This window comes from Tessaracoccus lapidicaptus (assembly GCF_001693815.1).
Lineage (GTDB): Bacteria > Actinomycetota > Actinomycetes > Propionibacteriales > Propionibacteriaceae > Arachnia > Arachnia lapidicapta.
Window position 1 is genome coordinate 13,899 of the sequence record NZ_MBQD01000008.1, and the last position, 22,398, is coordinate 36,296.

General features: G+C 67.1%; 16 protein-coding genes, 1 pseudogene and 1 riboswitch. Of the genes and pseudogenes, 8 read left to right on the plus strand and 9 right to left on the minus strand.

Going from position 1 to position 22,398, the window contains the following annotated elements:
• The first annotated feature begins 125 nt into the window (after nt 1-125).
• From BCR15_RS03095 to carB, 3 genes are read left to right on the plus strand one after another with little or no spacing between them, the layout of a single operon-like run.
• Nucleotides 126-623 (plus strand): beta-class carbonic anhydrase, encoded by a 498-nt coding sequence (locus tag BCR15_RS03095; protein WP_068750344.1) that lies wholly within the window; start codon nt 126-128, stop codon nt 621-623.
• Entirely contained in the window at nt 620-1,801 is a 1,182-nt protein-coding gene (gene carA / locus BCR15_RS03100; protein WP_078919980.1) for a glutamine-hydrolyzing carbamoyl-phosphate synthase small subunit, read from the plus strand. Before BCR15_RS03095 ends, carA begins: the two co-directional genes overlap by 4 nt.
• Nucleotides 1,801-5,121: a carbamoyl-phosphate synthase large subunit gene (gene carB / locus BCR15_RS03105; RefSeq protein ID WP_068750346.1), complete on the plus strand. Its 3,321-nt coding sequence runs from the start codon at nt 1,801-1,803 to the stop codon at nt 5,119-5,121. Before carA ends, carB begins: the two co-directional genes overlap by 1 nt.
• A 105-nt stretch (nt 5,122-5,226) precedes the next feature.
• On the opposite strand, the gene BCR15_RS14265 is transcribed toward carB, so the two are convergent.
• The 3 genes from BCR15_RS14265 to BCR15_RS03115 form a co-directional block, all read right to left on the minus strand.
• A complete protein-coding gene (locus tag BCR15_RS14265; protein ID WP_269466671.1) occupies nt 5,227-5,376 on the minus strand; it encodes a hypothetical protein in 150 nt (49 codons plus the stop codon).
• A 156-nt stretch (nt 5,377-5,532) separates the two neighbouring features.
• Nucleotides 5,533-6,285 (minus strand): cation-transporting ATPase, encoded by a 753-nt coding sequence (locus tag BCR15_RS03110; RefSeq protein ID WP_141680017.1) that lies wholly within the window; start codon nt 6,283-6,285, stop codon nt 5,533-5,535.
• A gap of 338 nt (nt 6,286-6,623) precedes the next feature.
• Nucleotides 6,624-7,727 (minus strand): TerC family protein, encoded by a 1,104-nt coding sequence (locus BCR15_RS03115; RefSeq protein ID WP_228383366.1) that lies wholly within the window; start codon nt 7,725-7,727, stop codon nt 6,624-6,626.
• 912 nt (nt 7,728-8,639) lie between these two features.
• Here BCR15_RS03115 and BCR15_RS03120 point away from each other — a divergent pair.
• On the plus strand, nt 8,640-10,055 hold the full coding sequence (locus BCR15_RS03120) for a UDP-N-acetylmuramoyl-tripeptide--D-alanyl-D-alanine ligase (protein ID WP_068750350.1): 1,416 nt from the start codon (nt 8,640-8,642) through the stop codon (nt 10,053-10,055).
• 307 nt (nt 10,056-10,362) lie between these two features.
• Here BCR15_RS03120 and BCR15_RS03125 read toward each other — a convergent pair whose 3' ends face one another.
• A complete protein-coding gene (locus BCR15_RS03125) occupies nt 10,363-12,102 on the minus strand; it encodes an HAD hydrolase family protein (protein WP_068750352.1) in 1,740 nt (579 codons plus the stop codon).
• A gap of 282 nt (nt 12,103-12,384) precedes the next feature.
• Nucleotides 12,385-12,711 carry a hypothetical protein gene (locus tag BCR15_RS15220; RefSeq protein ID WP_068750354.1) on the minus strand — a complete coding sequence of 109 codons (327 nt, stop codon included), beginning with the start codon at nt 12,709-12,711 and terminating at the stop codon, nt 12,385-12,387.
• Nucleotides 12,712-13,706: 995 nt separating this feature from the next.
• On the opposite strand from BCR15_RS15220, the gene BCR15_RS03135 reads away from it, so the two are divergent.
• Nucleotides 13,707-13,961 (plus strand): CBS domain-containing protein, encoded by a 255-nt coding sequence (locus tag BCR15_RS03135; RefSeq protein ID WP_076062268.1) that lies wholly within the window; start codon nt 13,707-13,709, stop codon nt 13,959-13,961.
• A gap of 82 nt (nt 13,962-14,043) precedes the next feature.
• On the opposite strand, the gene ribH is transcribed toward BCR15_RS03135, so the two are convergent.
• From ribH to ribD, 4 genes are read right to left on the minus strand one after another with little or no spacing between them, the layout of a single operon-like run.
• A complete protein-coding gene (ribH, locus tag BCR15_RS03140; protein WP_068750356.1) occupies nt 14,044-14,511 on the minus strand; it encodes a 6,7-dimethyl-8-ribityllumazine synthase in 468 nt (155 codons plus the stop codon).
• Nucleotides 14,511-15,740, minus strand: coding sequence for a 3,4-dihydroxy-2-butanone-4-phosphate synthase (ribB, locus tag BCR15_RS03145; protein ID WP_068750357.1), 1,230 nt, complete (start codon nt 15,738-15,740; stop codon nt 14,511-14,513). Before ribB ends, ribH begins: the two co-directional genes overlap by 1 nt.
• On the minus strand, nt 15,733-16,356 hold the full coding sequence (locus BCR15_RS03150) for a riboflavin synthase (protein WP_068750359.1): 624 nt from the start codon (nt 16,354-16,356) through the stop codon (nt 15,733-15,735). The genes ribB and BCR15_RS03150 overlap by 8 nt, the downstream gene beginning before the upstream one ends.
• Nucleotides 16,357-16,358: 2 nt before the next feature.
• A complete protein-coding gene (ribD, locus tag BCR15_RS03155) occupies nt 16,359-17,444 on the minus strand; it encodes a bifunctional diaminohydroxyphosphoribosylaminopyrimidine deaminase/5-amino-6-(5-phosphoribosylamino)uracil reductase RibD (protein ID WP_228383365.1) in 1,086 nt (361 codons plus the stop codon).
• A gap of 108 nt (nt 17,445-17,552) precedes the next feature.
• A riboswitch (FMN riboswitch) is annotated at nt 17,553-17,684 on the minus strand.
• 280 nt (nt 17,685-17,964) lie between these two features.
• Here ribD and BCR15_RS15225 point away from each other — a divergent pair.
• From BCR15_RS15225 to BCR15_RS03165, 3 genes and pseudogenes are all read left to right on the plus strand, one after another.
• Nucleotides 17,965-18,141, plus strand: a pseudogene (locus BCR15_RS15225) (IS256 family transposase); the annotation flags it as partial.
• 340 nt (nt 18,142-18,481) lie between these two features.
• Nucleotides 18,482-19,420, plus strand: coding sequence for a HamA C-terminal domain-containing protein (locus BCR15_RS03160; protein WP_078919978.1), 939 nt, complete (start codon nt 18,482-18,484; stop codon nt 19,418-19,420).
• Nucleotides 19,417-21,987, plus strand: a complete 2,571-nt coding sequence (locus BCR15_RS03165; RefSeq protein WP_068750362.1) for a DEAD/DEAH box helicase — start codon at nt 19,417-19,419, stop codon at nt 21,985-21,987. The genes BCR15_RS03160 and BCR15_RS03165 overlap by 4 nt, the downstream gene beginning before the upstream one ends.
• Nucleotides 21,988-22,398: the final 411 nt, after the last annotated feature.

The following is a 22,398-nucleotide window of genomic DNA, read 5'->3' on the forward strand; positions in this document are numbered from 1 at the left end:
GCACCCATACTCCCCTCGTCTCACGGCCAGGCGTGGCGGCTCGGTCGGACTCGCACGCTCGAGCCCTCACTCCTATCTAGTTTCCGGAATTGCAATTCGTGTGTCAAGTCGCTAGGGTTCCAGTCATGGACGAGAACACTTTCGACGATCTCATCGCTGCGAACCGACGCTACGCGCTGTCGGGACCACGGCCCTTCGCGGGCAAGGCCCACGCGGGCATCGCCATCGTGACCTGCATGGATTCACGCCTGGAGCCATTGGAGATGCTGGGACTCACCCTCGGCGACGCCAAGGTCATGCGCACCCCCGGTGGACACCTCACGCCGGACGCGCTCACCGGATGCGTGCTGGCCGCACACCTGCTCAACGCGGATCGCATCGTCGTCGTGCAACACACCCGCTGCGCCATGGCCAGCGGGGACGACGAAGCCATCCGCCGGCGCGTGCTCGACACCACCGGCGCGGACCTGGGAGACCTGCCCATCGGAGCGGACCCGGACCAGCATGGTCGGATCAAGGCCGATGTCTCGCTGCTGCGGGAGCACCCCCTGCTCGCTGACCGGGTCAAGGTCGGAGGCTTCCTGTACGACGTCGACACCAACCTCCTGGAACAGATCACATGAGCGCCCCCCCTGCTCAGGACAACTCCAACGAGGCTTCGGCAGGGACCGCACGTTCTCCGATTCCAGCACTGCTGGTCTTGGAGGACGGGCGGTCCTTCCGCGGGACGTCCTTCGGTGCCACTGGGGAGACCTTCGGAGAAGCGGTCTTCTCAACAGCGATGACGGGGTACCAGGAAACCCTCACCGATCCCAGCTACCACCGCCAGGTTCTGATCGCGACGGCTCCTCACATCGGCAACACCGGATGGAACGAACAGGACAACGAGTCGCGCCGGATCTGGGTGGCCGGGTACGTGGTCCGCGACCCCTCACGGATGCACTCGAGTTGGCGCGCCAGCGGCTCCCTGGACGACGAACTGCGTCGGCAGGGGATCGTCGGCATCGCCGACCTCGACACCCGCGCGCTGACCCGCCACATCCGTGAGAACGGCGCCATGCGGGTGGGCCTCTCCACCATCGAGACGGACCCCCAGAAGCTGCTCGCACGGGTCCTGGAAACTCAGCCGATGCTGGGGGCGGACCTCGTGGCCGATGTCACCGTCGCCTCCAAGCAGATCATCGCGGCAGTGGGCACGAAGCGCTTCACAGTGGCCGCGATCGACCTCGGCATCAAGGACATGACGCCCACCCGGCTCGCTCAGCGAGGAATCGAGGTGCACGTCCTGCCTGCTGCCAGCACCCTCGACGACGTCACCGCGGTGAGTCCCGACGGGGTCTTCTTCTCCAACGGGCCAGGCGACCCGGCGGCAGCCGGACGTGCGGTGGACCTTCTCACGGAGATCCTGGACGCGGGGCTGCCCTACTTCGGGATCTGCTTCGGCAACCAGATCTTCGGCCGCGCACTCGGCTTCGACACCTACAAGCTGAAGTACGGCCATCGCGGCATCAACCAGCCGGTCATGGACCTGGCCAGGGGCACGGTCGAGATCACCGCCCAGAACCACGGCTTTGCCGTCGATGCCCCCCTTGGCCAGCCCGTGACCACCCGTTGGGGAACTGCACGCGTGTCCCACGTCTGCCTGAACGACGATGTGGTCGAGGGTCTGGAGTTGCGCAACGCATCCGGCCGACTGACTGCCTTCGCCGTTCAGTACCACCCGGAGGCAGCTGCAGGACCGCACGACGCCGACTACCTGTTCGACCGCTTCATCGACGTCATGGCCGGAAAGGACGCCTGATGCCCCGTCGCACCGACATTTCCTCGATCATGGTGATCGGCTCCGGCCCTATCGTCATCGGGCAGGCCTGCGAATTCGACTACTCCGGCACGCAGGCCTGCCGCGTGCTGCGCGAGGAGGGGTTCCGCGTCATCCTGGTCAACTCCAACCCGGCCACCATCATGACCGACCCCGAGTACGCCGACGCCACCTACGTCGAACCGATCAGGCCCGAATACCTCGAGCAGATCATCGCCACGGAGCGCCCCGACGCCCTGCTCGCGACCCTTGGCGGACAGACCGCCCTCAACGCCGCCATGACCCTGTTCAAGAGCGGAGTGCTGGAGCGCTACGGTGTCGAGCTCATCGGCGCCTCCGTCGACGCCATCGAAAAGGCGGAGAACAGGCTGGAGTTCAACCAGATCGTCACCTCACTCAAGGTGCCCGGCGCTGACGCCGGTGTGGCACGCTCGCGAATCTGCCAGGTCATGGACGAAGTCCTTGCCGCCGCGGGGATCCTCGGATACCCCATCGTGGTCCGGCCGAGCTTCACCATGGGCGGGCTCGGCTCCGGCATCGCCTACAACCAGGAGGAACTGATCCGGATCGCCGGGGCAGGACTTTCGGCGTCGCCGGTCACCGAGGTGCTGATCGAGGAGTCGATCATCGGCTGGAAAGAGTTCGAACTCGAAGTCATGCGCGACGGATCGGACAACGTCGTGATCGTGTGCTCCATCGAGAACCTAGACCCCATGGGCGTGCACACCGGGGACTCCATCACAGTGGCCCCCGCCATGACGCTCACAGACAGGGAGTACCAGGCCATGCGCGACGTGGCCATCGCGGTGACCAGGGCGGTCGGCGTCGAAACTGGCGGCTGCAACGTCCAGTTCGCACTCAACCCTGTCGACGGGCGGCTGATAGTGGTGGAGATGAACCCGCGGGTCTCCCGATCCTCGGCGCTGGCCTCGAAGGCCACCGGCTTCCCGATCGCGAAGATCGCAGCGAAGGTGGCGGTGGGCTACACCCTCGACGAGATCCTCAACGACATCACCGGCGAGACGCCCGCCTCGTTCGAACCGTCGCTGGATTACGTCGTGGTCAAGTGCCCGCGCTTCGCGTTCGAGAAGTTCCCAACCGCTGACAGCACCCTCACCACGCACATGAAGTCAGTGGGCGAGGCCATGGCCATCGGCCGAAGCTTCACCGAAGCACTCGGCAAGGCTCTGCGCTCGCTGGAGGACCCGGCGGCTCTCTTCGACTTCACTCGCCCGATCATCGAGAGCGTGGACGAGCTGCTGCGCCGCATCGCCCGACCGCACGACCACCGCCTCGCCCTCATCATGCAGGCGCTTCGTGCCGGCGCCACCTCGGCACAGGTGGTAGAAGCAACCCGGATCGATCCATGGTTCGTCGACCAGCTGCAGCTGATCCGCGAGACGGCCGACCAGGTGTGCTCGGCCCCAGAGCTGACGGGCGGTCTCATGCGGCTCTCCAAGCGACACGGCCTCTCCGACGATCAGATCGCCGACCTGCGCAATCTCAGCCCAGACGTTGTCCGTGGCCTCCGCTGGGCGTTCGGCATCCGGCCCGTGTACAAGACGGTCGACACCTGTGCCGCCGAGTTCGCGGCCCGGACGCCGTACCACTACTCCAGCTACGACGAGGAGACCGAGGTCGAGCCCCGCGCCCGGCCCGCCGTCATTATCCTGGGCAGCGGTCCCAACCGGATCGGGCAAGGCATCGAGTTCGACTACTCGTGCGTGCACGCGGCCATGGCGTTGCGGGACGCCGGCTACGAGACAGTGATGGTCAACTGCAACCCCGAGACGGTCTCGACCGACTACGACACCACCGACCGGCTGTACTTCGAACCCCTGACGCTGGAGGACGTGCTGGAGGTGGTCCATGCCGAGCTCGCGGCCGGGCCCGTGGCGGGCGTCCTCGTGCAGCTGGGCGGGCAGACGCCGCTCAAGCTCGCACAGGCGCTCAAAGACCGCGGAGTCCACATCGTGGGCACGTCGCCAGAGGCCATCCACCTGGCGGAGGATCGCGGAGAATTCGGCGCCCTCCTCAGCGCCGCAGGCCTGCTGTCCCCCCAGCACGGCACGGCCGTCTCCGCCGGACAGGCGCTGGCGGTCGCCCACACGATCGGTTACCCCGTGCTGGTTCGTCCCAGCTACGTGCTGGGCGGGCGCGGCATGGAGATCGTCTACGACGACGCCTCACTGGTGAGCTACATCCAACGCGCAACCGAGATCGACCCCTCGCACCCCGTGCTCGTGGACCGGTTTCTCGACGACGCGATCGAGATCGACATCGATGCGCTCTTCGACGGGACGGAGCTCTACATCGGCGGCGTGATGGAACACATCGAGGAGGCCGGCATCCACTCCGGCGACTCGGCGTGCACCCTTCCTCCGATTACCCTCGGTACCGAGACCATCGACCAGATTCGCAGCTCCACCGAGATCATCGCCAAACGGATCGGGGTGAAGGGCCTGATCAACATTCAGTACGCGCTGCTCGGCGATGTGCTCTACGTGCTTGAGGCCAACCCGCGGTCATCGCGGACCGTGCCCTTCGTCTCGAAAGCCACCGGCACGCCGCTGGCCAAGGCCGCAGCCCGAATCTCACTCGGCGCGATGATCGCCGAACTCCGCTCAGAGGGAATGCTCCGATCCGGGGGAGACGGCGCGACGGCGCTCGCGTCGGCACCGATCGCCGTGAAGGAAGCCGTGTTGCCCTTCAACCGGTTCCGCAGCCCCGAGGGCGTCGGCGTCGATCCGCTGCTCGGCCCGGAGATGAGATCCACAGGCGAGGTCATGGGGCTCGATGCGGCCTTTGGCCCCGCCTTTGCCAAGAGCCAGGCCGCGTCGTTCTCCGCTCTTCCCACGACTGGGACGGTGTTCGTCTCGGTGGCGAATCGCGACAAGCGGCACGCGATCTTCCCGATCAAGAGGCTCGCCGACCTCGGGTTCCGGATCCTGGCCACCGAGGGCACGGCACAGGTGCTGCGTCGCCACGATGTTGCGGTCACTGTGCTCCGGAAAGCGTCGCAAGGTCCAGGTCCCAACGGTGAGCTGACGGTGGTGCAGGCCATCGCGGCAGGCGAGATCGACCTCGTGGTCAACACGCCGCACGGCCACTCGCTCCATGGCAGCCCCCGACAGGACGGCTGGGAGATTCGCGGCGCGGCCATCCGCGCCGGCGTGCCTTGCGTCACCACGACCCAGGCCCTCGCGGCGTGCGTGCAGGGCGTCGAATCCCTGCGCCAAGGAACCCCGGGGGTGCGTTCGCTGCAGTCCTGGAACGCCGCGATTCAAGCTGATCTCCCCTGATCCGTGGCCCGCTCCGTCCCAGCGCCACTGGGCAGTGGGGTTGGGCGCTGTGGGGTAGTGCCGGTGAGCGCCACCGGTGGTCGGGTGACGCTCACCGGCTGTGGCTCATGCGGTGGCGGTGTGTTCGCGCATGTTGGTGCCGCCGGTCTCGATCCTGATGGTGTTGTGGACGACGCGGTTCATGATCGCGGCAGCGTGGACACCGGAGCCGAGCCCGTGGTGCCAGTCCTTCTTCGCGTACTGGGTGCAGAACACGGTTCAGACGGCGTCATAGCGGCGCTCGAGGAGTACCACGAGCATGCTGCGGGTGCTCTCGTCGGGGCAATCCGCTGGACCACTGGCTCAACGAGCGACTCGGTGGGTGTCTGTTGCCCGGCCAGCGATTGACGTGCTGGGCCTGGTTGGCGCCGCTCAACTCCCGAAGAGTCTTCCCCAGCCGGGAATCTCAAGGTTGGAGAGCTGCTCCCCGAAGCCAGTGATGTCCTCTCCTAATCCGGCGACCTGCTCGGTTGCCCCCGCAGCAATATCGCTTGCCCCGCCGGCCAGGTCAGCGGCCCCGGCGGTGAGGTCCTCGAGACCGCCGGTGAAGCCTTCCAGGTCGATCGAGCCGGCAAGGGCATCAAAATCGACACCCGCGGTCAGGGCTTCGGCGAGGAGCGGGGCGGCGACGGCGCTGATGGCCGCGCCCCCCGCGACGGCGATCAGGAGCCCTCCTGTCGCACCGGCAGCGGCCACCCCGACCCTCTGCCCGGTCATGGCGGCGCCGGGTCGAGGGGTGCGGGCGAGGATCCCGGCCAGTAAGCCGGGCCGAGCGGCTTCGGCGCGGGTGGCGGTGCGGGCAAGGTCGGCCGGTTGCGATGTGCGCGGCTGCTCGCCACGAGGTAATTCGATGCCAAGGCGCGTGTGGAGCTGGTCGCGCTCTGCGGGAGTGAGGCGTGCGAACACGTCTGCATGGATCCGCTCCAGCTGGGTGGGTTCGGCGGTGCGGAGCAGGTACTCGTAGCGAGCCACCGCGGCACGCTCGGCCGTGTGGTGATCCGGCGGCGGTGGGGTCAGTCCAACCGAACTCGAGGGTGCTGCCTGGGTCGCGGCGGGCGGTGCGACCGGCGGCTGCGCGGATGCCGCTGCCGTGGGGGCTGGCGCGTTGCCGATGAGCGTGTTCACGGTACCCCGCAGCCTGCTCTTCCATTCTCGGGGCTCGTTGCCGGGAGCCTGCGCTGGGGCCGGGGTCTTATTGAGAGCCTGGGAAGCCAGGCCGCTGAGGAGGTCGAACAAGTTCATGAGCGTTCCCTTCGGTGCGGGCGGGTGATGCGGCTATCGGCGGAGCGCGGCGGGTGAGCCGTGCTCCGGTCGTGGCGTCTGGTACTGGGCGGTGGAGTGTCGTCGACGGTTCGGCCAACCAGTTCTCAGAGCCGGCGGGTTTGCCTTCTCAGACTGGCTGAGGGATGGTGTGTCGGGTCGCCGCGGGTGTGGCTTCTCGATCGCAGCGGCAGGTGTCCCGGTCAGTCGACGGAGCGATCGTTCCGGCTCCCAGCGGGCACAAGTGCACGGCGGCGGAAGAGCGGCTCGACGGCGGCAAGTTCCTCGTCGGTGGCGATCCGGAACGCCCCTGCCGCCTCGGCCTGCACTTCGCGTCGGCCTTGGCCGCGGGTGGCGCGGAGGCTTGCGACGATAGACACAGTGATGATGGTCGCGACGACGGCGAGGCTGATTGTCGTGGGAATGTAGAGCACATCTAGGAGCAGCATCTTGATGCCCACCCAGATCAGGACGAACGAGAGTCCGATCTTGAGGTAGACGAACCGATGGATCAGGTCCGCGAGGAGGAAGTACATCGCCCGCAGTCCGAGGATCGCGAACGCGTTGGCGGTGAACACCAGGAACGGTTCGCTGGTCACGGCGAAGATCGCCGGGATCGAGTCCACCGCGAAGATGATGTCCGTGATCTCCACCAGCACCAGCACCGCCAGCAGCGGAGTCGCCACTGCTAGCCCTGCCTTGCGGATCAGGAACTTCTGGCCGTGGTACGCGTCGGTCATCGGCACGAACCGGCGGAACACCTTGAGGATGCGGGACTTCTCGGGGTGGACGTGATCGTTGCGGGAGCGGAACATTCGCCACCCGGTGTAGATCAGGAACGCGGCGAAACCGTAGAGTATCCAGGAGAAGTTCTCGATCAACGCGGCGCCTGCGGCAATGAAGATCCCGCGGAAGACCAGTGCGCCGAGAACGCCCAGGAACAGCACTCGGTGCTGAAACTCGCGCGGGACCGCGAACGCGGCGAAGATGATCGCCCAGACGAACACGTTGTCTACGGCGAGGGATTTCTCGATCAGGTACCCGGCGAAATACTGCTGCCCGAACTCGGCCCCCCAAAGCGCCCACACAAGCACACCGAAGGCGACACCGATCGTCACCCACACAACCGACCAGAGGGCGGCTTCACGCACGCCGATCACGTGGGCTTTGCGGTGGGCGATCAGGTCCACGGCAAGCATCACCAGGATCACACCCAAGACCGCGAACCACGCCCACCAAGGAACATTCATGACAAAGACCTCCACGAAATTCGTGAAGGTCTCATCGGCCTTGTCGGCCCTGCGCACCGGATCCCGCGGCGGGACCGTATTGACGATGCGGAGCGAGGATTACTCCCCTTCCCGTCCCATGAAACACGAGAAGTGTCTTCACGTCAAGTCAGCGACGATCATCAGAGATGTCAGCCGCGAAAGGGTGGCCGTTCCTCACACAACTGCAGAGTCGACCCCGAGTGAATGCTGCCCCCCTGACGCCAAGGCGCTACGGAGTCATCATAGGAGCCCTCAAGCCACGCCGCGACGGCGCCGTCGTGCTTGGCCAGCCACTGCGGACCCACCCTGAAGGGCGAGTTCGCCCGCTCCGTGTCGTTCACCGACGTGGTCACCGGCCCTCGATCAGGCCGTCGACCTGTTCCCGTTCCCGATCCAGGGCCTCGACTGCGACAACGGCTCCGAGTTCATCAACCACGACGTCATCAACTGGGCCGGCCAGCGCGACATCTTCTTCACCCGTTCACGGCCCTACCGGAAGAACGACCAGGCCACCATCGAAGCCAAGAACAACCACATCGTGCGCCGGCGAGGGTTCTACTACCGCTACGACACCCCCACCGAGCTCGCGCTCCTCAAACCAACTGTGGCCCCTCGTCGCGGACCGCGGTAACTACTTCATCTCCACGAAGAAACCCGTCGGCTGGGGCGCCGACAAGACCGGACAACGTAAACGGCTCTACGACCGCCCGAGTCCGCCCCTGGACCCCCTCCTCGGAGCACAGATACTGTCCCCGGCCCAGCAAGCCGACCTGCTGGCACGCCGCGAGCAGCTGAACCTGGCTGAACTCACCCGCGACATCACCCGCATCCGAGGGCTCCTGATAGCCGCAGCCAGAGACCGACGATCTTCAGACATGTCAGCCGCGAGAGGGTGATTGTGGTGAACCAATTTGACATACGCAACCGAATTCGTGAATACTTGATCGCATGCATGTACTGACCGCCGGCCGGTTGGCCCAGCTTTCGGGGGCCAGGCTCGTCGGCGACCCTGGCTCTCTCGTCGGACCCGACGTGGTTATCGACTCACGCGCATGCTCCCCCGGCGCCCTCTTTATCGCTCTGCCGGGGGAGCGGGCCGATGGTCACGACTTCGTAGCGGGTGCGGTCGCGGCTGGCGCCGCGGCCGTCCTCGTGCGCAAGGAACGCCCCATGGCGGTCCCGCAACTTGTGGTGCCTGACCCCCTGGCCGGGCTGACGGCCCTGGCAAGGGCACTTGTGGAGGAAGCCGTCGCAGCGGGGCTGGTCACCGTCGGCATCACCGGGTCGTCAGGCAAGACCAGTACTAAGGACTTGCTGGCCCAGGTGCTGGCGACCGCCGGCCCCACGGTCGCCCCTGTCGGCTCATTGAACAACGAGCTCGGGGTGCCGCTGACGGCCACCCGGCTGGATGCGGCCACACGGTTCCTGGTCAGCGAGATGGGCGCCCGCCGCAGAGGCCACATCGCCTCCTTGTGCGCGATCGTGACGCCTCACGTCGGCATTGTGCTCAACCTCGGCCACGCTCACCTCGGCCAGTTCGGGTCGGTCTCGGCGATCGCGAAGGCAAAGGGCGAACTCGTGGAGGCGCTGCCCGCAGAAGGCTGGGCGGTCCTGAACGCCGACGATCCGCTCGTCTCAGCGATGGCCGGACGCACCAGCGCCCGGATCGCCACCTTCGCCGTCGGTGCTGCGCCCGGGTGGGGCGACCTGCGGGTCTGGGCCGAGGAGGTCGGGGCCGCTGACAGGCAACGGCCCACCTTCATGCTCCACGCCAGCGGCGCAGCCAGCGGATGTGCACCAGTGGCGTTGCAGGTGACCGGAGCCCATCAGGTGGGCAATGCGCTGGCCGCAGCGGCGGCAGCGCTGGGGCAGGGCCTGGACGTTCCCATGGTTGCCCAGGCTCTTGGCAGCGCGACCGCCCGCTCGCGCTGGCGGATGGAACTCAGCGCTCGTCCGGACGGGGCGCTCGTAATCAACGACGCCTACAACGCCAATCCCGAGTCCATGACTGCGGCACTGCGCACCCTCGCCTCCCTGCGTAGACCCGGCGGGCGCCTCCTCGCGGTGCTGGGCGACATGCTGGAACTCGGCCCCGGCGCCGCCGCCGCCCACATCGAGGTCGGGGCGCTTGCCGCAGCGCTCGGCGTGGACCGGCTGATCGCGATCGGCGCCCATGCCGACGACCTGGTCTCCGGAGCCGGTGGCGTCGAGACCATCGTGGCATCGGACAGGGCCGCCGCCTCCGCCGCTGCCGCCGCCTGGCTGAGTCCTGCGGACGTCGTGCTGGTCAAGGCATCAAGGGGCTTGGCTCTGGAGACCCTGGCCGAACAACTGGCCGCACCGCACAGAGGTGATCGACGATGAGGAGCCCGAGCCATCAGCTCGCTGCTGGCCTTCAGCCTCGCACACCTGGTCAGCTCTACTCCTGTGGGCCCAGCGACTGCTACACGACCAAGGCCCCGAAAACCGACAGCACCTCTGGTTAAACAGCACCTCTGGTTAACCCGAGAACATTGAGGGATGGTCCTCTCGCTCACGGTGAAGTAGGCCGCAGCCGCCCAGCAGAATCCTCTTCGAAACCTTCCGGGGCCAATCCCTGCAATGCATCTGCCGTCGGGGGTCCCGTGGCTCGGCGAGCCACGGCCGGCGCACCCCCCTCGCTGAGCATGCCTCAGCCGGGGAAGCGGTGCTCGAGTGCGTCCAGGAGCCGACGCCTGGAGGCCTCGACGTTCTCGCGGCGGGCAGTGTTCAGTTCGGTCTCGACCTGCTCGACATCGGCGGCGAGACGTTCATCACCGAATACGCCCCGGATCCAGCGGGAGAAGTCATGGGCCCCGGCGTGGAAAGCGATGACATCGGCCTCGCAGCCGTCCAGCTCAGTGTGGAAGTCGCGTAGGTTCGCTGCCTCGTGACCGGAAGTTGACTCTCGGCTGCGGCGAAACACGAACCGCCGATGGACCGGCAGGTCCGCCGTCGCGTACTTGTGCCAGTGGCGCTCGTGAATGGTACGCCGGTGGCCGACTATGAAGGGGCGCAGTACTCCGGGCTCGCTGGCGCGCACGAGCAGGCCGGCCCCTGCGGGGAGGACGGAGAATGCTGCGAGGACGTCGTTGACCGAGAGCCCGCAAAACGCCGTTGTGGCGGCGACGACCACGTCTTCCGCATCGAGGGTAGTTGGCTGCAGTGACACAAGGATGTCGATGCTGTTCCGAGCCTCAGCACTGAGTTCGGTGGGGTGGTAGGTGATGAGGCAGTGGCCCTTGCGGTCCGGTGCGAACAGGCGTGAATTCTGACTCTCTTGGCCGAGAGACTCGTGGGCCTCGTCGATCAGCACCCAGTGGGGCAGGCCGCGGTCGCTGCGCAGGTCGGCGAGCCGGGGCGGTTTCTCCTGGTACCATCTGCGTCTTTCTTCCCCGGTGAGCTGGGACAGGTCGGCGACGATGCTTGTGCCATGGTGACTCAACAGCGTGCGTACGAGCCCAGTTCCAGGACCGGGCTCGTACCCACCCAGATGAACGACGTTAGGCAGGTCGGCCAGACTTGTGTGGTCGCCCTCGACATCGATGACGACCACGGCGTAGGCGAGACGGATGAGCTGCTCGGCGATGAGCCCGGCCAGATAGGACTTCCCGGCACGGGTGCCGCCCGTCACAAGAATGTTGACCTGGGAGGCCGGAATGGTGGCGGGTGTGCCGTCGAGGTAGGTTCCGAGCGCGATCTGCCAGCGTTCGGGATGCACGTGGGAGCGCCCGGCCATGACGTCACCCCGCAGGATCTCGATCACCCCTTTGCCGTCCGGGGCAAGCGTGACGATATCGGCGCGGCGCTTGAGGGACTCGACGGCGTTGGCGACGGCGACGCCAATCTCGCAGCGCGAGAGCATAGTGTGGTCGTTCTCGGCGTCGCCAATGGCGATCGTGGAGTGCCGGGACAGGCCCAGGTTGTCGAGGGCGGCGTCCAGTCCGGTTCCCTTGGTGACGCCGGCTGGCACGATCATCAGGGCGCCCCGGTTCCGCGTGAGTTGGTAGTCGGCTCCGAGTCGACGGACCTCCTCCAGAACCAGGTGGTCGTGGGTCGCCGAGCAGCCTAGGAGTACCTGCCCGCGGTCGACCTGGACCCCGCGGCGGGCGAGCGCGTCGGCCAACGCGGGATCGATCGGCTGAGCCAGCACCTGCGACCCCTCCTGGGTGTGAAGCACCGCGCCGTTTTCGGCGACGATTGCGTCGAACCAGTTGTCCACATCGGCGAAGCCCGCCCGCAGGTGACGCAGTGTGCGGCCGGTGACCAACACGAGGCGGCGCCCGCCGGCTCGCGCCTCGCCGAGGGCAGCGAGCACGGCCGGGGCGGGTCGCTCACCGTCTGTCAGAGTGCCGTCGAAATCGAGTGCGACAGCGCGGAAATAGTCAGGCATGGCCTTCCATCAAGTGGGTGAAGGTCCTCGTTAGCAGGGATGTCCCCTTCGAATGTTACAGTATTCATGAAACATGCTTCGCGTTTCAGCCCCACGAATGATCACGGGGTACCACCAGCCCTCGAAACCCCAGTTGCCCGAATCAGCAAGTCAATCCGTCGGCCCCCTGCGGCTCGGGCGGAGGCGCCGAGTCCTCCGGACGCCGACTCAAGTGGCCGATATTAGTCCGCGGCCTCGGCGCGCCGCACACCGCCGACTCCACCGGCGAAGTCGCCATCGCGGTCACGGCCATCGCCGCATGGCGTCGACAACATCGTGCACGCCGCCGGCGACCCGGCTGCCGGAGTATCTGACCGTCTGAGCGCCGTTGGCTTTCGCGGTTGAGTAGCCCGGGGAGTGGGGTTGGGGGCCGGGGGCGTGGATGCCGGAGCCGAGTCTGTGGTGCCAGTCGTTCTTCGCGCGCTGGGTGCAGAACACGGTGGAGACGGCGTCGCAGCGGCGTTCGAGGAGTTCCAGTAGCATGCTGCGGGTGCTCTCGTCGGGCGGGTCGAGGAGTGATTCGTCGATCACGGGCAGCGTGAACGCGGCGTACTTGCGCAGGAACTTCACCTGGCCCCTGGAGTGATCTCCAGTCGGAGCCTCAATCGGCCCACCACCGCCGGCAGCGCTCCCACCGCTCGGCTCGGCATCCAGTTTGTGGACCTTCAGGATCGTGTCACGACTCGCGCCACAGAGGCGAGCGGACCCTGGATCCGGCATTATCACCACAGTCGGGAACCGTGGGGAATGAGCCCTCACCAACAAGGCGAGGCTCCCCTCCTCCAACGCAACGTGGACCATTTCCCCAGGTATCACCCCTTGCCAAAGGCGCTACACCCCAGAAACAGAGAATCGACGAGAGGTTTTCACCTCTCGTCGATTCCCGGTATTTGCCCTAGTCAGAGGCACTATTTGTGCGCGAGAGAGGAGTTGAAGCTCTCTTCTATCAGCCGATAATGGCCCCCTGACAAGGTCTTATGTGGGTTGATTGCCACTTCGTCACCTTGTCGTGGGGAATACGTGGGGAATAGCACCGGAGCCAAGGCCGCGCGGACCTCGCGTCCATGGCTGCCTTCAGCATAGGCCGACGACCGCCAAGCGTCGCAGCCCCAACCCACCCGGCGTTCACCGCAACGCTGCCAGCAGAGCGGCGCCGACCAGGCAGGCTCAAGAGGAGTGCCTCCAAGGCGTCCACGAGCCCTCGGGCAACCACGCACGTGACAGCGACGGCCTCCATGTCACACCTCCCACAGTCTCGGCGATCTCGGTGTACGACTTGCCCCGCGTCGGCGCAGGACGCCGTGGACGTCGGCCTCCTGGAGCCACAATCCTGTCCCGGTGACATGGTGGTGTGGCTCGGGGTTCATGGGCGTCCTCCTGGCGGCGGCGAGCGAACACGACATCCGTCCTAACGGGCTCCGGCTCCTCCTCGCGGACAGGGGCGCCGCGAAGCCACCAGGAGACTGGCGCTACGGATCGTCCCTGTCCGCCGAATCCAGAGTCGGACGTCCACGTCGGCGGACCAGACGTCGCCACCACCCTTGATGACAGGGACCGGGTGCGGCGTGCGGTCGACGACGACCCCACTGGTGGCGGGTTCGGCCGGGGTGGCGCCGGGCGGTCCATTTCTCCGCCCGCTGGCGACCATCGCGAAGGACGCCCCCCTGGAGGCCGCCGTGGCCGCCATGCAGGCGGGCGGCACCCACTTCGCGCTCGTCGTCGACGGTGAGGAAACGATCGGTGCCGCGATCCTCGAGGACGTCGTCGAGCGAGCAATCGGAGAGGTGAGGGACGTCGCCCAGCTGCCACGCACGCCTTGAACGTGGTGACACGCGCAGACGATCGAACGGCTCACCGGCGGCGGCCATTCCGGGTGTCCGGGCGCTTGCAATGGTAGGAGGATCAGGGCACCGCGGCGGTCAGCGCAGAGAGGGTGGCCAGGACGGCCTCGGCCGCCTCGCGTCCCTTGTCCTCCGGTGATCCGGGAAGCCCAGCCCTGTCGAGCGCCTGCTGCTCGGTGTCACACGTGAGGACACCGAAACCGACGGGCGTTCCAGTGCGGGTCATCACGTCGACGATGCCGTGGGTGGCGCCTGCGCAGACGTAGTCGAAGTGGGGTGTCCCGCCCCGGATGACGACACCGAGCGCGACCAGCCCGTCGAAGTGGTGGGCCAGGCGGGCACAGGCGACCGGCAGCTCGAACGTGCCCGGGACGCGGACCACCGTGACGGTCGCGCCGGCCCGTTCCAGCGTGGTAACTGCGTTGGTGACGAGAGAGTTCATGACGAGGTCGTGCCAGGACGAGGCGACGACGGCGATGCGTCGGCCGCGGCCGTCGACGGTGAGGTGGGGGGTGCCGGAGCCAGCCATCAGGCCTCCTGGACGAGGGTGGACGCGGTGGGTAGGCGGTGGCCCATCCGCTCGCGCTTGGTGGACAGGTAGTGCACGTTGTCGGGGTTGGGCTCCACGATGAGCGGACGGAGGCCGGTGATGTCGATCCCCGCCGTGCGCAGGCCGTCGGCCTTGGCCGGGTTGTTGGTGAGCAGTTCGGCCCGGACCACCCCTTGGGCGGTCAGGATGGCGGCGGCGGCGCCGTATTCGCGGGCGTCGACCGGTAGGCCCAGCAGGGTTTGGGCGTCGACGGTGTCCGCGCCGACGTCCTGGAGGGCGTACGCCGACAGCTTCGCGAGCAGCCCCACGCCGCGCCCCTCGTGACCTCGCAGGTAGATCACGACACCCCCCTGACGGGCAATGACGGCGAGGGACTCGTCGAGTTGGCGGCCGCAGTCGCAGCGGCGGGAACCGAACGCGTCCCCAGTGAGACATTCGGAGTGGAGGCGGACGAGCGGTGCCGCGCCATCGGTGGTGAGGCCGCGTGGGCTGATCAAGGCGAGGTGTTCGGCGCCGGTGCGCCGGTCCCGGTAGCCGTGCAACGCGAACGTCCCGTGGGCGGTGGGCAGCGTCGTTACGGCGGCCAGCGTGACGCGGTCGTACAGGTCGCGCCAGGCGACCAGGTCCGCGATCGTGATGACGGGCAGGCACTCGGCCGCGCCGAGGGCGACGACGTCGGGCGTCCGCATCACCTCACCCGCATCGTGGACGAGTTCACCGATCACGCCCACGGGCGGCAGGCCGGCCAGCCGGCACAGGTCGACGGTCGCCTCGGTGTGCCCCTGCCGTTCGAAGACCCCGCCGGGCCGGGCGCGCAGTGGCAGGACGTGCCCGGGCCGGATCAGGTCGGACGCCGCGGCGTCCGGGTTGCCGAGGACGCGGAGCGTGGTGGCCCGGTCCGCCGCCGAGATCCCGGTCGTGACCCCGGACGCCGCGTCCACGCTGACGGTGTACGCGGTCCGCAACGGGTCGGCGCTGTCGGGAACCATGAGGGGCAGGCCCAGACGGTCGGCCCAGTCGACGGGCAGGGGGGCGCACAGGTAGCCCGATGTGTGCCGCACCATCCACCCGACCCATTCGGCGGACGCCGTCGAGGCCGCCAAGATGGCGTCCCCCTCGTTCTCCCGGTCGGCGTCGTCGAGGACCAGGACCGGACGGCCGGCGCGCAGCGCGTCCAGGGCTGCGGGAATGGTGGCGAACTCAGGCATGGGTGGTCTCCCGCAGGGCGCCAAGTTCGAGACGCTCGAGGTGGGCGACGATGTACTTGCCGAGGATGTCCGCCTCGAGGTTGACGACCGCCCCGACAGCGGCGGGACCGAGGGTCGTCAGCTCGAGCGTGGTCGGGATCAGCGAGACCGTGAACCGGTCCGGCCGGATGTCGAACACGGTCAGGGACACGCCGTCGACGGTGACCGAGCCCTTCTCGACCAGGTAGCGCTGCACCTCGGCTGGGCAGGAGATCTCGACCACCTCCCACTGCTCGCCCGGCGTACGGGACAGGATGCGGCCCGTTCCGTCGACGTGTCCCTGCACGATGTGCCCGCCGAACCGGCCGTCGGACCCCATCGCCCGCTCCAGGTTGACCCGGTCCCCCGGGGTGAGGCCGCCCAGCGATGTTCGCCGGAGTGACTCGGCCATGACGTCGACCATGAACAGGTCCCCGTCCAGGCCGGTCACGGTGAGGCAGACACCGTTGACGGCGATCGAGCTGCCGTGGGTGGCGTCGGAGGTGACGAGCGGACCGCGGACGGTCACGACGGCGGAGTCCTCCAGGTGGCGGATCTCGACGACCTCGCCCAGTTCTTCGATGATGCCGGTGAACATGATCACTCCTTGCCAGAGTTCGGTTGGGGTTCTGAAAGATCGGGGAGGGGGCGGAGGGTGAGCCGGACGTCGTCGCCCAGACGACGCACATCGACCAGGGCGTACCGGTGGGCGTCCGCGAGGGTGGCGACGCCGAGGTCGCCGACCAGCGGGGAGCCGGAACCCACCAGGACGGGCGCGAGGTAGGCGACGATCTCGTCGACCAGGCCGGCGGTGACGAACGCCGCGGCGAGGGTGGCCCCACCCTCCAGCCAGACATGACGGACACCGGCTTCCTGCAGGCGTGCCAGGACACCTGCCGGGTCGTCGGCGAGCAGCAGCGTGGACGCGTCTGGCGACAGGACACGGGCGTCAGCGGGGATCGGGCGACGTCCGACGACCACCCGGACGGGTTGCCGGGGCGCTTCCGTGCCGTCGGGGCGGCGGACGGTGAGGCGGGGATCGTCGGCCAGCACCGTCCCCGTCCCGACGACAATCGCCCCGCAGCGGGACCGCAACCGATGGACGTCGAGCCGGGCGGGCTGGCCCGTGATCCACGCCGACGTGCCGTCCGCGGCGGCGGTCCGGCCGTCCAGGGTGCCCGCAACCTTCCAGGTGACGAAAGGACGCCCGTGCGTCACCGAGAACGTCCAGGCCTCATTGAGGAGGGCCGCTTCCGCTGCCCGGACGCCGCCCAGCACCTCCACTCCACCCGCGGCCAGCGTGGCCGCGCCGCCGGACGCGGGCGGATTCGGGTCGGCCTGGGCGTACACCACGCGACGGACGCCGGCGCGCAGCAGCGCCTCGGCGCAGGGACCGGTGCGGCCATGGTGGTTGCAGGGCTCCAAGGTCACGTACGCAGTGGCGCCCGCGGCGTCCGGACCGGCGCCGCTGAGCGCCTCAACCTCGGCGTGCGGCGTTCCGGCGCCATGGTGCCAGCCCTCGCCCACGATCCGGCCGTCATCGTCGACCAGGACGCAGCCGACGCGTGGGTTCGGGTCGGCCCGCGGGGACCGGGCGGCGAGCATGAGGGCACGGTCCATGGCGCTCTCGTGCGCGCTTGTGGTCGCATCGGCTGATCGCCGGTCTTCCAGGATGGTCGGACTCATCTGCCCCTCCGTCGTCTCGTGTGACGACTCCGGGGCAGGGACATGCCAGCGCGCAGCGAAGCCGGACCCGCCAACGCCGGAGCGTCGGCGCGCGGCAATGCCACGAACCGCGTGCGCCTCCCATCCGGACTTTAACCGTCGGTACCGGAATCCCACCGGTTCAACCATTGGCTCACAAGGAGCCGCCGGGTCGCGGACTATCACCGCCGGTTCGGAGTTTCACCGACCCCGGAGCACGTTCTTGCGTCAAAGCGTAGCGAACTCCACGCGTCTCAGCAGGATGTCGTCCACTTCGGCTGCAGGGCACCTGCGGCCTCCCATCCCGCGATGGAGGCGATCAGAGCCGAGCGCCGGCCTCCCGCGGACCTGGGGTCCCGGGTTCGGTTGTCGAAGGCGAGCAGGCGCCGCCTCCGCTGGCACCACGACGCGTGTCGAATATCCTGGTCGTGTCGATGGGTCGGAGGCGGAAGGTGCGCTCCGAGTCTCAAGAAGACTCGGGCGACGGATCCGCAAGGCCGTCAAGGCCCGCGGGCACTTCCCCAACGAGCAGGCCGCACTCAAGTGCGTCTACCTCGCTGTGATGGCGCTGGACCCCACAGGCAAGGGACGAGCACGTTGGACACAGCGCTGGAAGGGCGCCCTCAACGCGTTCGAGATCCCCTTCGACGGACGGCTCTCCGCCGGCCGCCGATACTGAGAGTCAAACAACCATGAGATACACCGAAAACTTGACAGACCCACGTCGACACTCAGGTGACGGGGAGACCGTCACCTCGGGCGACCCTGTGGTCCTCGTGATGCCCGGCGACGGGCCACACCAGCTGGCTGTCGCGCAGCTGCCGACCTACCTGAAGGCTGAGGCTGGGCATCGTTGAGGTGGGAGGTGGGTTCCAGCTGGGACGTCGCGCAGGAGACTTCTGACGCTTGAAGCAGCGCCCCAGTCGAGTGGCATCGCCAGAAGTGCCCTACCGCGCCGATATCCTGCATATGTGCCTCCCCGGTCGCGGGCGGATGTGGTGCGCGATCAAGGGTGCGTGATGGTTGATGAAGCGGCGGTCATCGAACAGTTTCTCGAGCTGGCTCGGGGCACAACCAACTCACTGATCAACTTCCTGCCGGCCTTCGGGGAGGCCGTCACAGTTCCGGGGACGTCGACTCCCGTGAGGACGCACTTTCTTGCGCACGATGCCAACGGGACTCCTGCTGTGGAGCACCTCGCAGGAGCGATGGCTTCCGCGACCATGGACTTCTGCATACCGCGTTCGAAGATCGAACGAGCGCTCGCGGAGTACGAGGAGACTCGGTCGACCGCGGCCATCGTGAGCTTGGAGGAGCAGGCCCGCAACTTGTTCGTGAAGTCGGAGGGTTCGGGAGAAGGCGGCGAGCTCCTCCTGTTCCTGCTCATGGAACGTGTGCTGCAGCGACCGCAGTTGATCTCGAAGATGGCCCTGAAGACGAACACCGAGGTGCATGTACACGGCTCCGACGGCATCCACGCGAGTTTGGCGGATGATGGGGTTCTGGACATCTACTGGGGCGAGTCGAAGCTCTACAAGTCGAGCTCTGAAGCGTTCCGAGACTGCTTCGAAAGCATCGCCCCGTACCTCCGGCCCGACGGAGACTCGCGCCGGAAGCAGGACCTGCTCCTGGTGCGCGATCACCTCAACGTCACTCAGATCGAGTTGGCAGCCCATCTGCTTGAGTATTTCGACGAGACGAATCCGAAGACGTTGAAGGTGCGATGGAACGGGGTCTGCCTGGTCGGCTTCGACCACGACAACTACCCGAACATCGCTGCCCTCGACGAGGCCCAGCAGAAGGCCGTGTCGAAGGCAGTCGGCCGGTGGCACAAGTCGGTCGGGAGCCGTGTCGAGGAGTTCGAAATCGTCGGCGTGAACCTAGACCTCTTCTGCATCCCGATGCCTGATGTCGCCGACCTGCGTGCTCGGGTCCTGAAGCGGATGGGGGCCAAGTGACTACCGGCACGGCCCTCGAGGAGATCGTCTTCGCCTCGCACAAGTTCAGAGACGTGCTCGAGGCCGCTCGCAAGCTGACGGTCCGTTCGGAGTTCACGACGGTGGAGTGGGATGAGGAGGCCCCCTCGATTGACTGGGGGTTCGCCCTTCTCTACGCCAGCGCGATCACGTCGGCACAATCCGAGCGCGCCCAGTCCGCGGTCCTCCGAATCGCGACGGCGTGCATGCTGTCCTCGGAGGCGCAGGATGCCCACAAGGCGGCCGCTGCCGCACTGCTCGAACGCAGCGGCAACCACATGGCCGTCGAGCTGGCGGAGTCCCGGGATCGGCTGCCTGCCGACGCCTGGCGGCGTCTGCCGGGTGCGCTCCGGATGGAGGTCGTCCGGAGCCGTATCGAATACTCGGTCCGCCTCTCCGACGGCCGGGTGCTGCCGGTCAATCCGTTTCAGGGGAAGTTCTGGGAAGCGGTAGAGACGAACGACTGGCTGAGCGTGTCAGCTCCGACCTCCGCCGGGAAGTCCCGCATCATCAGAGAGCACTTCTTGGAGGTCACGCGCCAGACGGGCCCGTTCACGCTCGTCTATCTAGTGCCGACGCGCGCCCTTATCGAGGAAGTCTCGCGTGATCTCCGGCGCGAAGTGCCGTCGGACGTCGGCGTCTTCACCCTGCCGTGGGACCCCGACCTCGGGGAGTCATCACGGACCGTCCTGGTCGTCACGCAGGAGAGGCTCCACCTGGTCCTGGAGCTCCTTCCGTCTTTCAGCGTGGACCTCCTCTTCGTCGATGAAGCACAGTCGCTCGCCGGTGACGCACGGGGCGTTCTTCTCCAGCACTCCATCGAGCGCACCATTCGGCGCAGCCCAGAGGCGCAAGTGCTGTTCGCCAGCCCCCTGAGCTCCAACCCGGAGCTGCTGGTCGAAGACGCGCCCCCCGACCGGCGTTCCGACTCCTTCGTCTCCGAGACGGTCACCGTCAATCAGAACCTCCTCTGGGTCGAGCACATCAACCGGAAGCCTCAGCGCAGGGCCGTATCCCTGGTGTCGGACGGGAACAGTCACAGAGTCGGCGAACTCGTGCTCGCGCAACGCGCGACGACTGTGCCCATGCGCATCGCGCTGGTGGCTCATGCGCTGGCCGGCAACAACCCCGGAAACGTCATCTACGTCAACGGCCCAAGCGAAGCCGAGAAGGTCGCGAAGGCCGTCTACGAGCAGCTCCCGGCCTTGGCGGAAGCTGACACGGAGATCGACGATCTGCGGGACCTGATCAAGACCGCGGTCCACAGCAAGTACTTGCTCGCCGACGTGCTGGCCCGGCGCGTGGCCTTCCACTACGGGAACATGCCGCTGATGGTGCGAACGGAGATCGAGCGCCTCTTCGGAGAAGGCAAAATCCACTACCTGATCTGCACGTCGACGCTGCTGGAGGGCGTGAATCTCCCGTGCCGGACGATCTTCATGCGCAACCCTCAGAAGGGGCCCGGCAATCCGCTCCGTGAAGGCGACTTTTGGAACCTGGCTGGACGCGCGGGGCGCTGGGGCAAGGAATTTGAAGGCAACGTGGTGTGCATCGACACTGACGATGAAAGCCTCTGGCCCAACCTGCCGCGAGTGCGAAAGCGGTCACAGATCACCCGAGCAGTCAGCACGGGGCTCGACGACGCGTCGGGGCTGCTCGCCTTTGTCCGCTCCGTCGATGAAGTGCACGACGACAGCGCCTCTGAGAGCCTCTTCGCTTACTTGTGCTCGCGGCACCTTGCCGGCGAGTCCATTCAGGCGCTTCTCGATCGTGTTCCGCTCGAGTCAGAACGAAGCGAGGTCGAGTCCGCGGTCACACGCGCGGCAACCGATCTGAGGATCCCCGTAGAGATCGTGACTCGGCACACCGGCATTGCGCCTGTCTCGATGGAACGGCTGCTCGACAGCTTCCGCCGGTCCGGGAAGACACCGGCCGACCTCGAGCTGCCGCTCCCCGAAGAGCCTGACGCGAGGGCACGATTCCAAGAGTCGCTGGTGCGGATCGGTGCGACCATGACGAACGTCTTCGGCGCCACCCGGTCAAGCAATGATCGCCGCAAGTGGCAGCTCGCCAACCTCATCGTCAACTGGATGAACGGCATGCCTCTGGCGCGGTTGATCGATCAGCGGCTAGCGTTCAACACGTCGCTCACCTCCGCGAGAGCGATCCGAGACGTCATGCGAGACATCGAATCGATCGCACGGTTCCATGCGCCCAAGTACCTCGCCTGCTACGCCGATCTGCTCGAGGTCTACTCAGCCGAGCTCGGGCTGGAAACCGCCGCTCGACCTGATTACGCGATGATGCTCGAACTCGGCGTCTCCCGCACGAGCGAAGTCGTGCTCATGTCGCTCGGACTCTCCCGGACGGCCACCGTCGCCCTGTCCGACTTCATCGGAGTCGACGAGTGGTCGCGGACAGAAGCCCTAACGTGGCTCGCGGCTCAGAACCTTGACGGGCTCGGCGTGCCGGTGCTCCTCCAGCGCGAGATCGGCGACGTGCTCAAGGTTGCGACGCGGCGCGCCGAGACCGCACCGAAGACTGACTAGTCGTTCGGGTCGATAGGCATCCAGTCGAGATCACTGAGCTGGCGACGTCGGGAGGCTTCGGACGCAGTCGCGAGCCCAAGGTTGGCGTGGCGTGCGTGAAATACCATCCATCGGCCTGCCTGGCTCCGATCAGCAAGCCTTGACCCTACGGCCGCGATCCCACTCGAAGCAGGGGCTACGGCCAGTTCGCCCCAACCGCCCTCGCTCTCCGCGAATCGATAGGTGAGCTGTCCCCATGTCGGGCTCATGTAGATGACCTGCGCGTCCCGAAGGTTGTCGACCCGGGTCAAGCCCCGTGGAGTGGTGTAGCGGGGGTTCCTTCGTTTAGGCAGTGAGGGCGAGGGGTTCGGTCACCTCCTCGGTGTTGGTGCCGGGGAGGGTTGTGAGGCGGCAGCGGGTGAGGATGTCGAG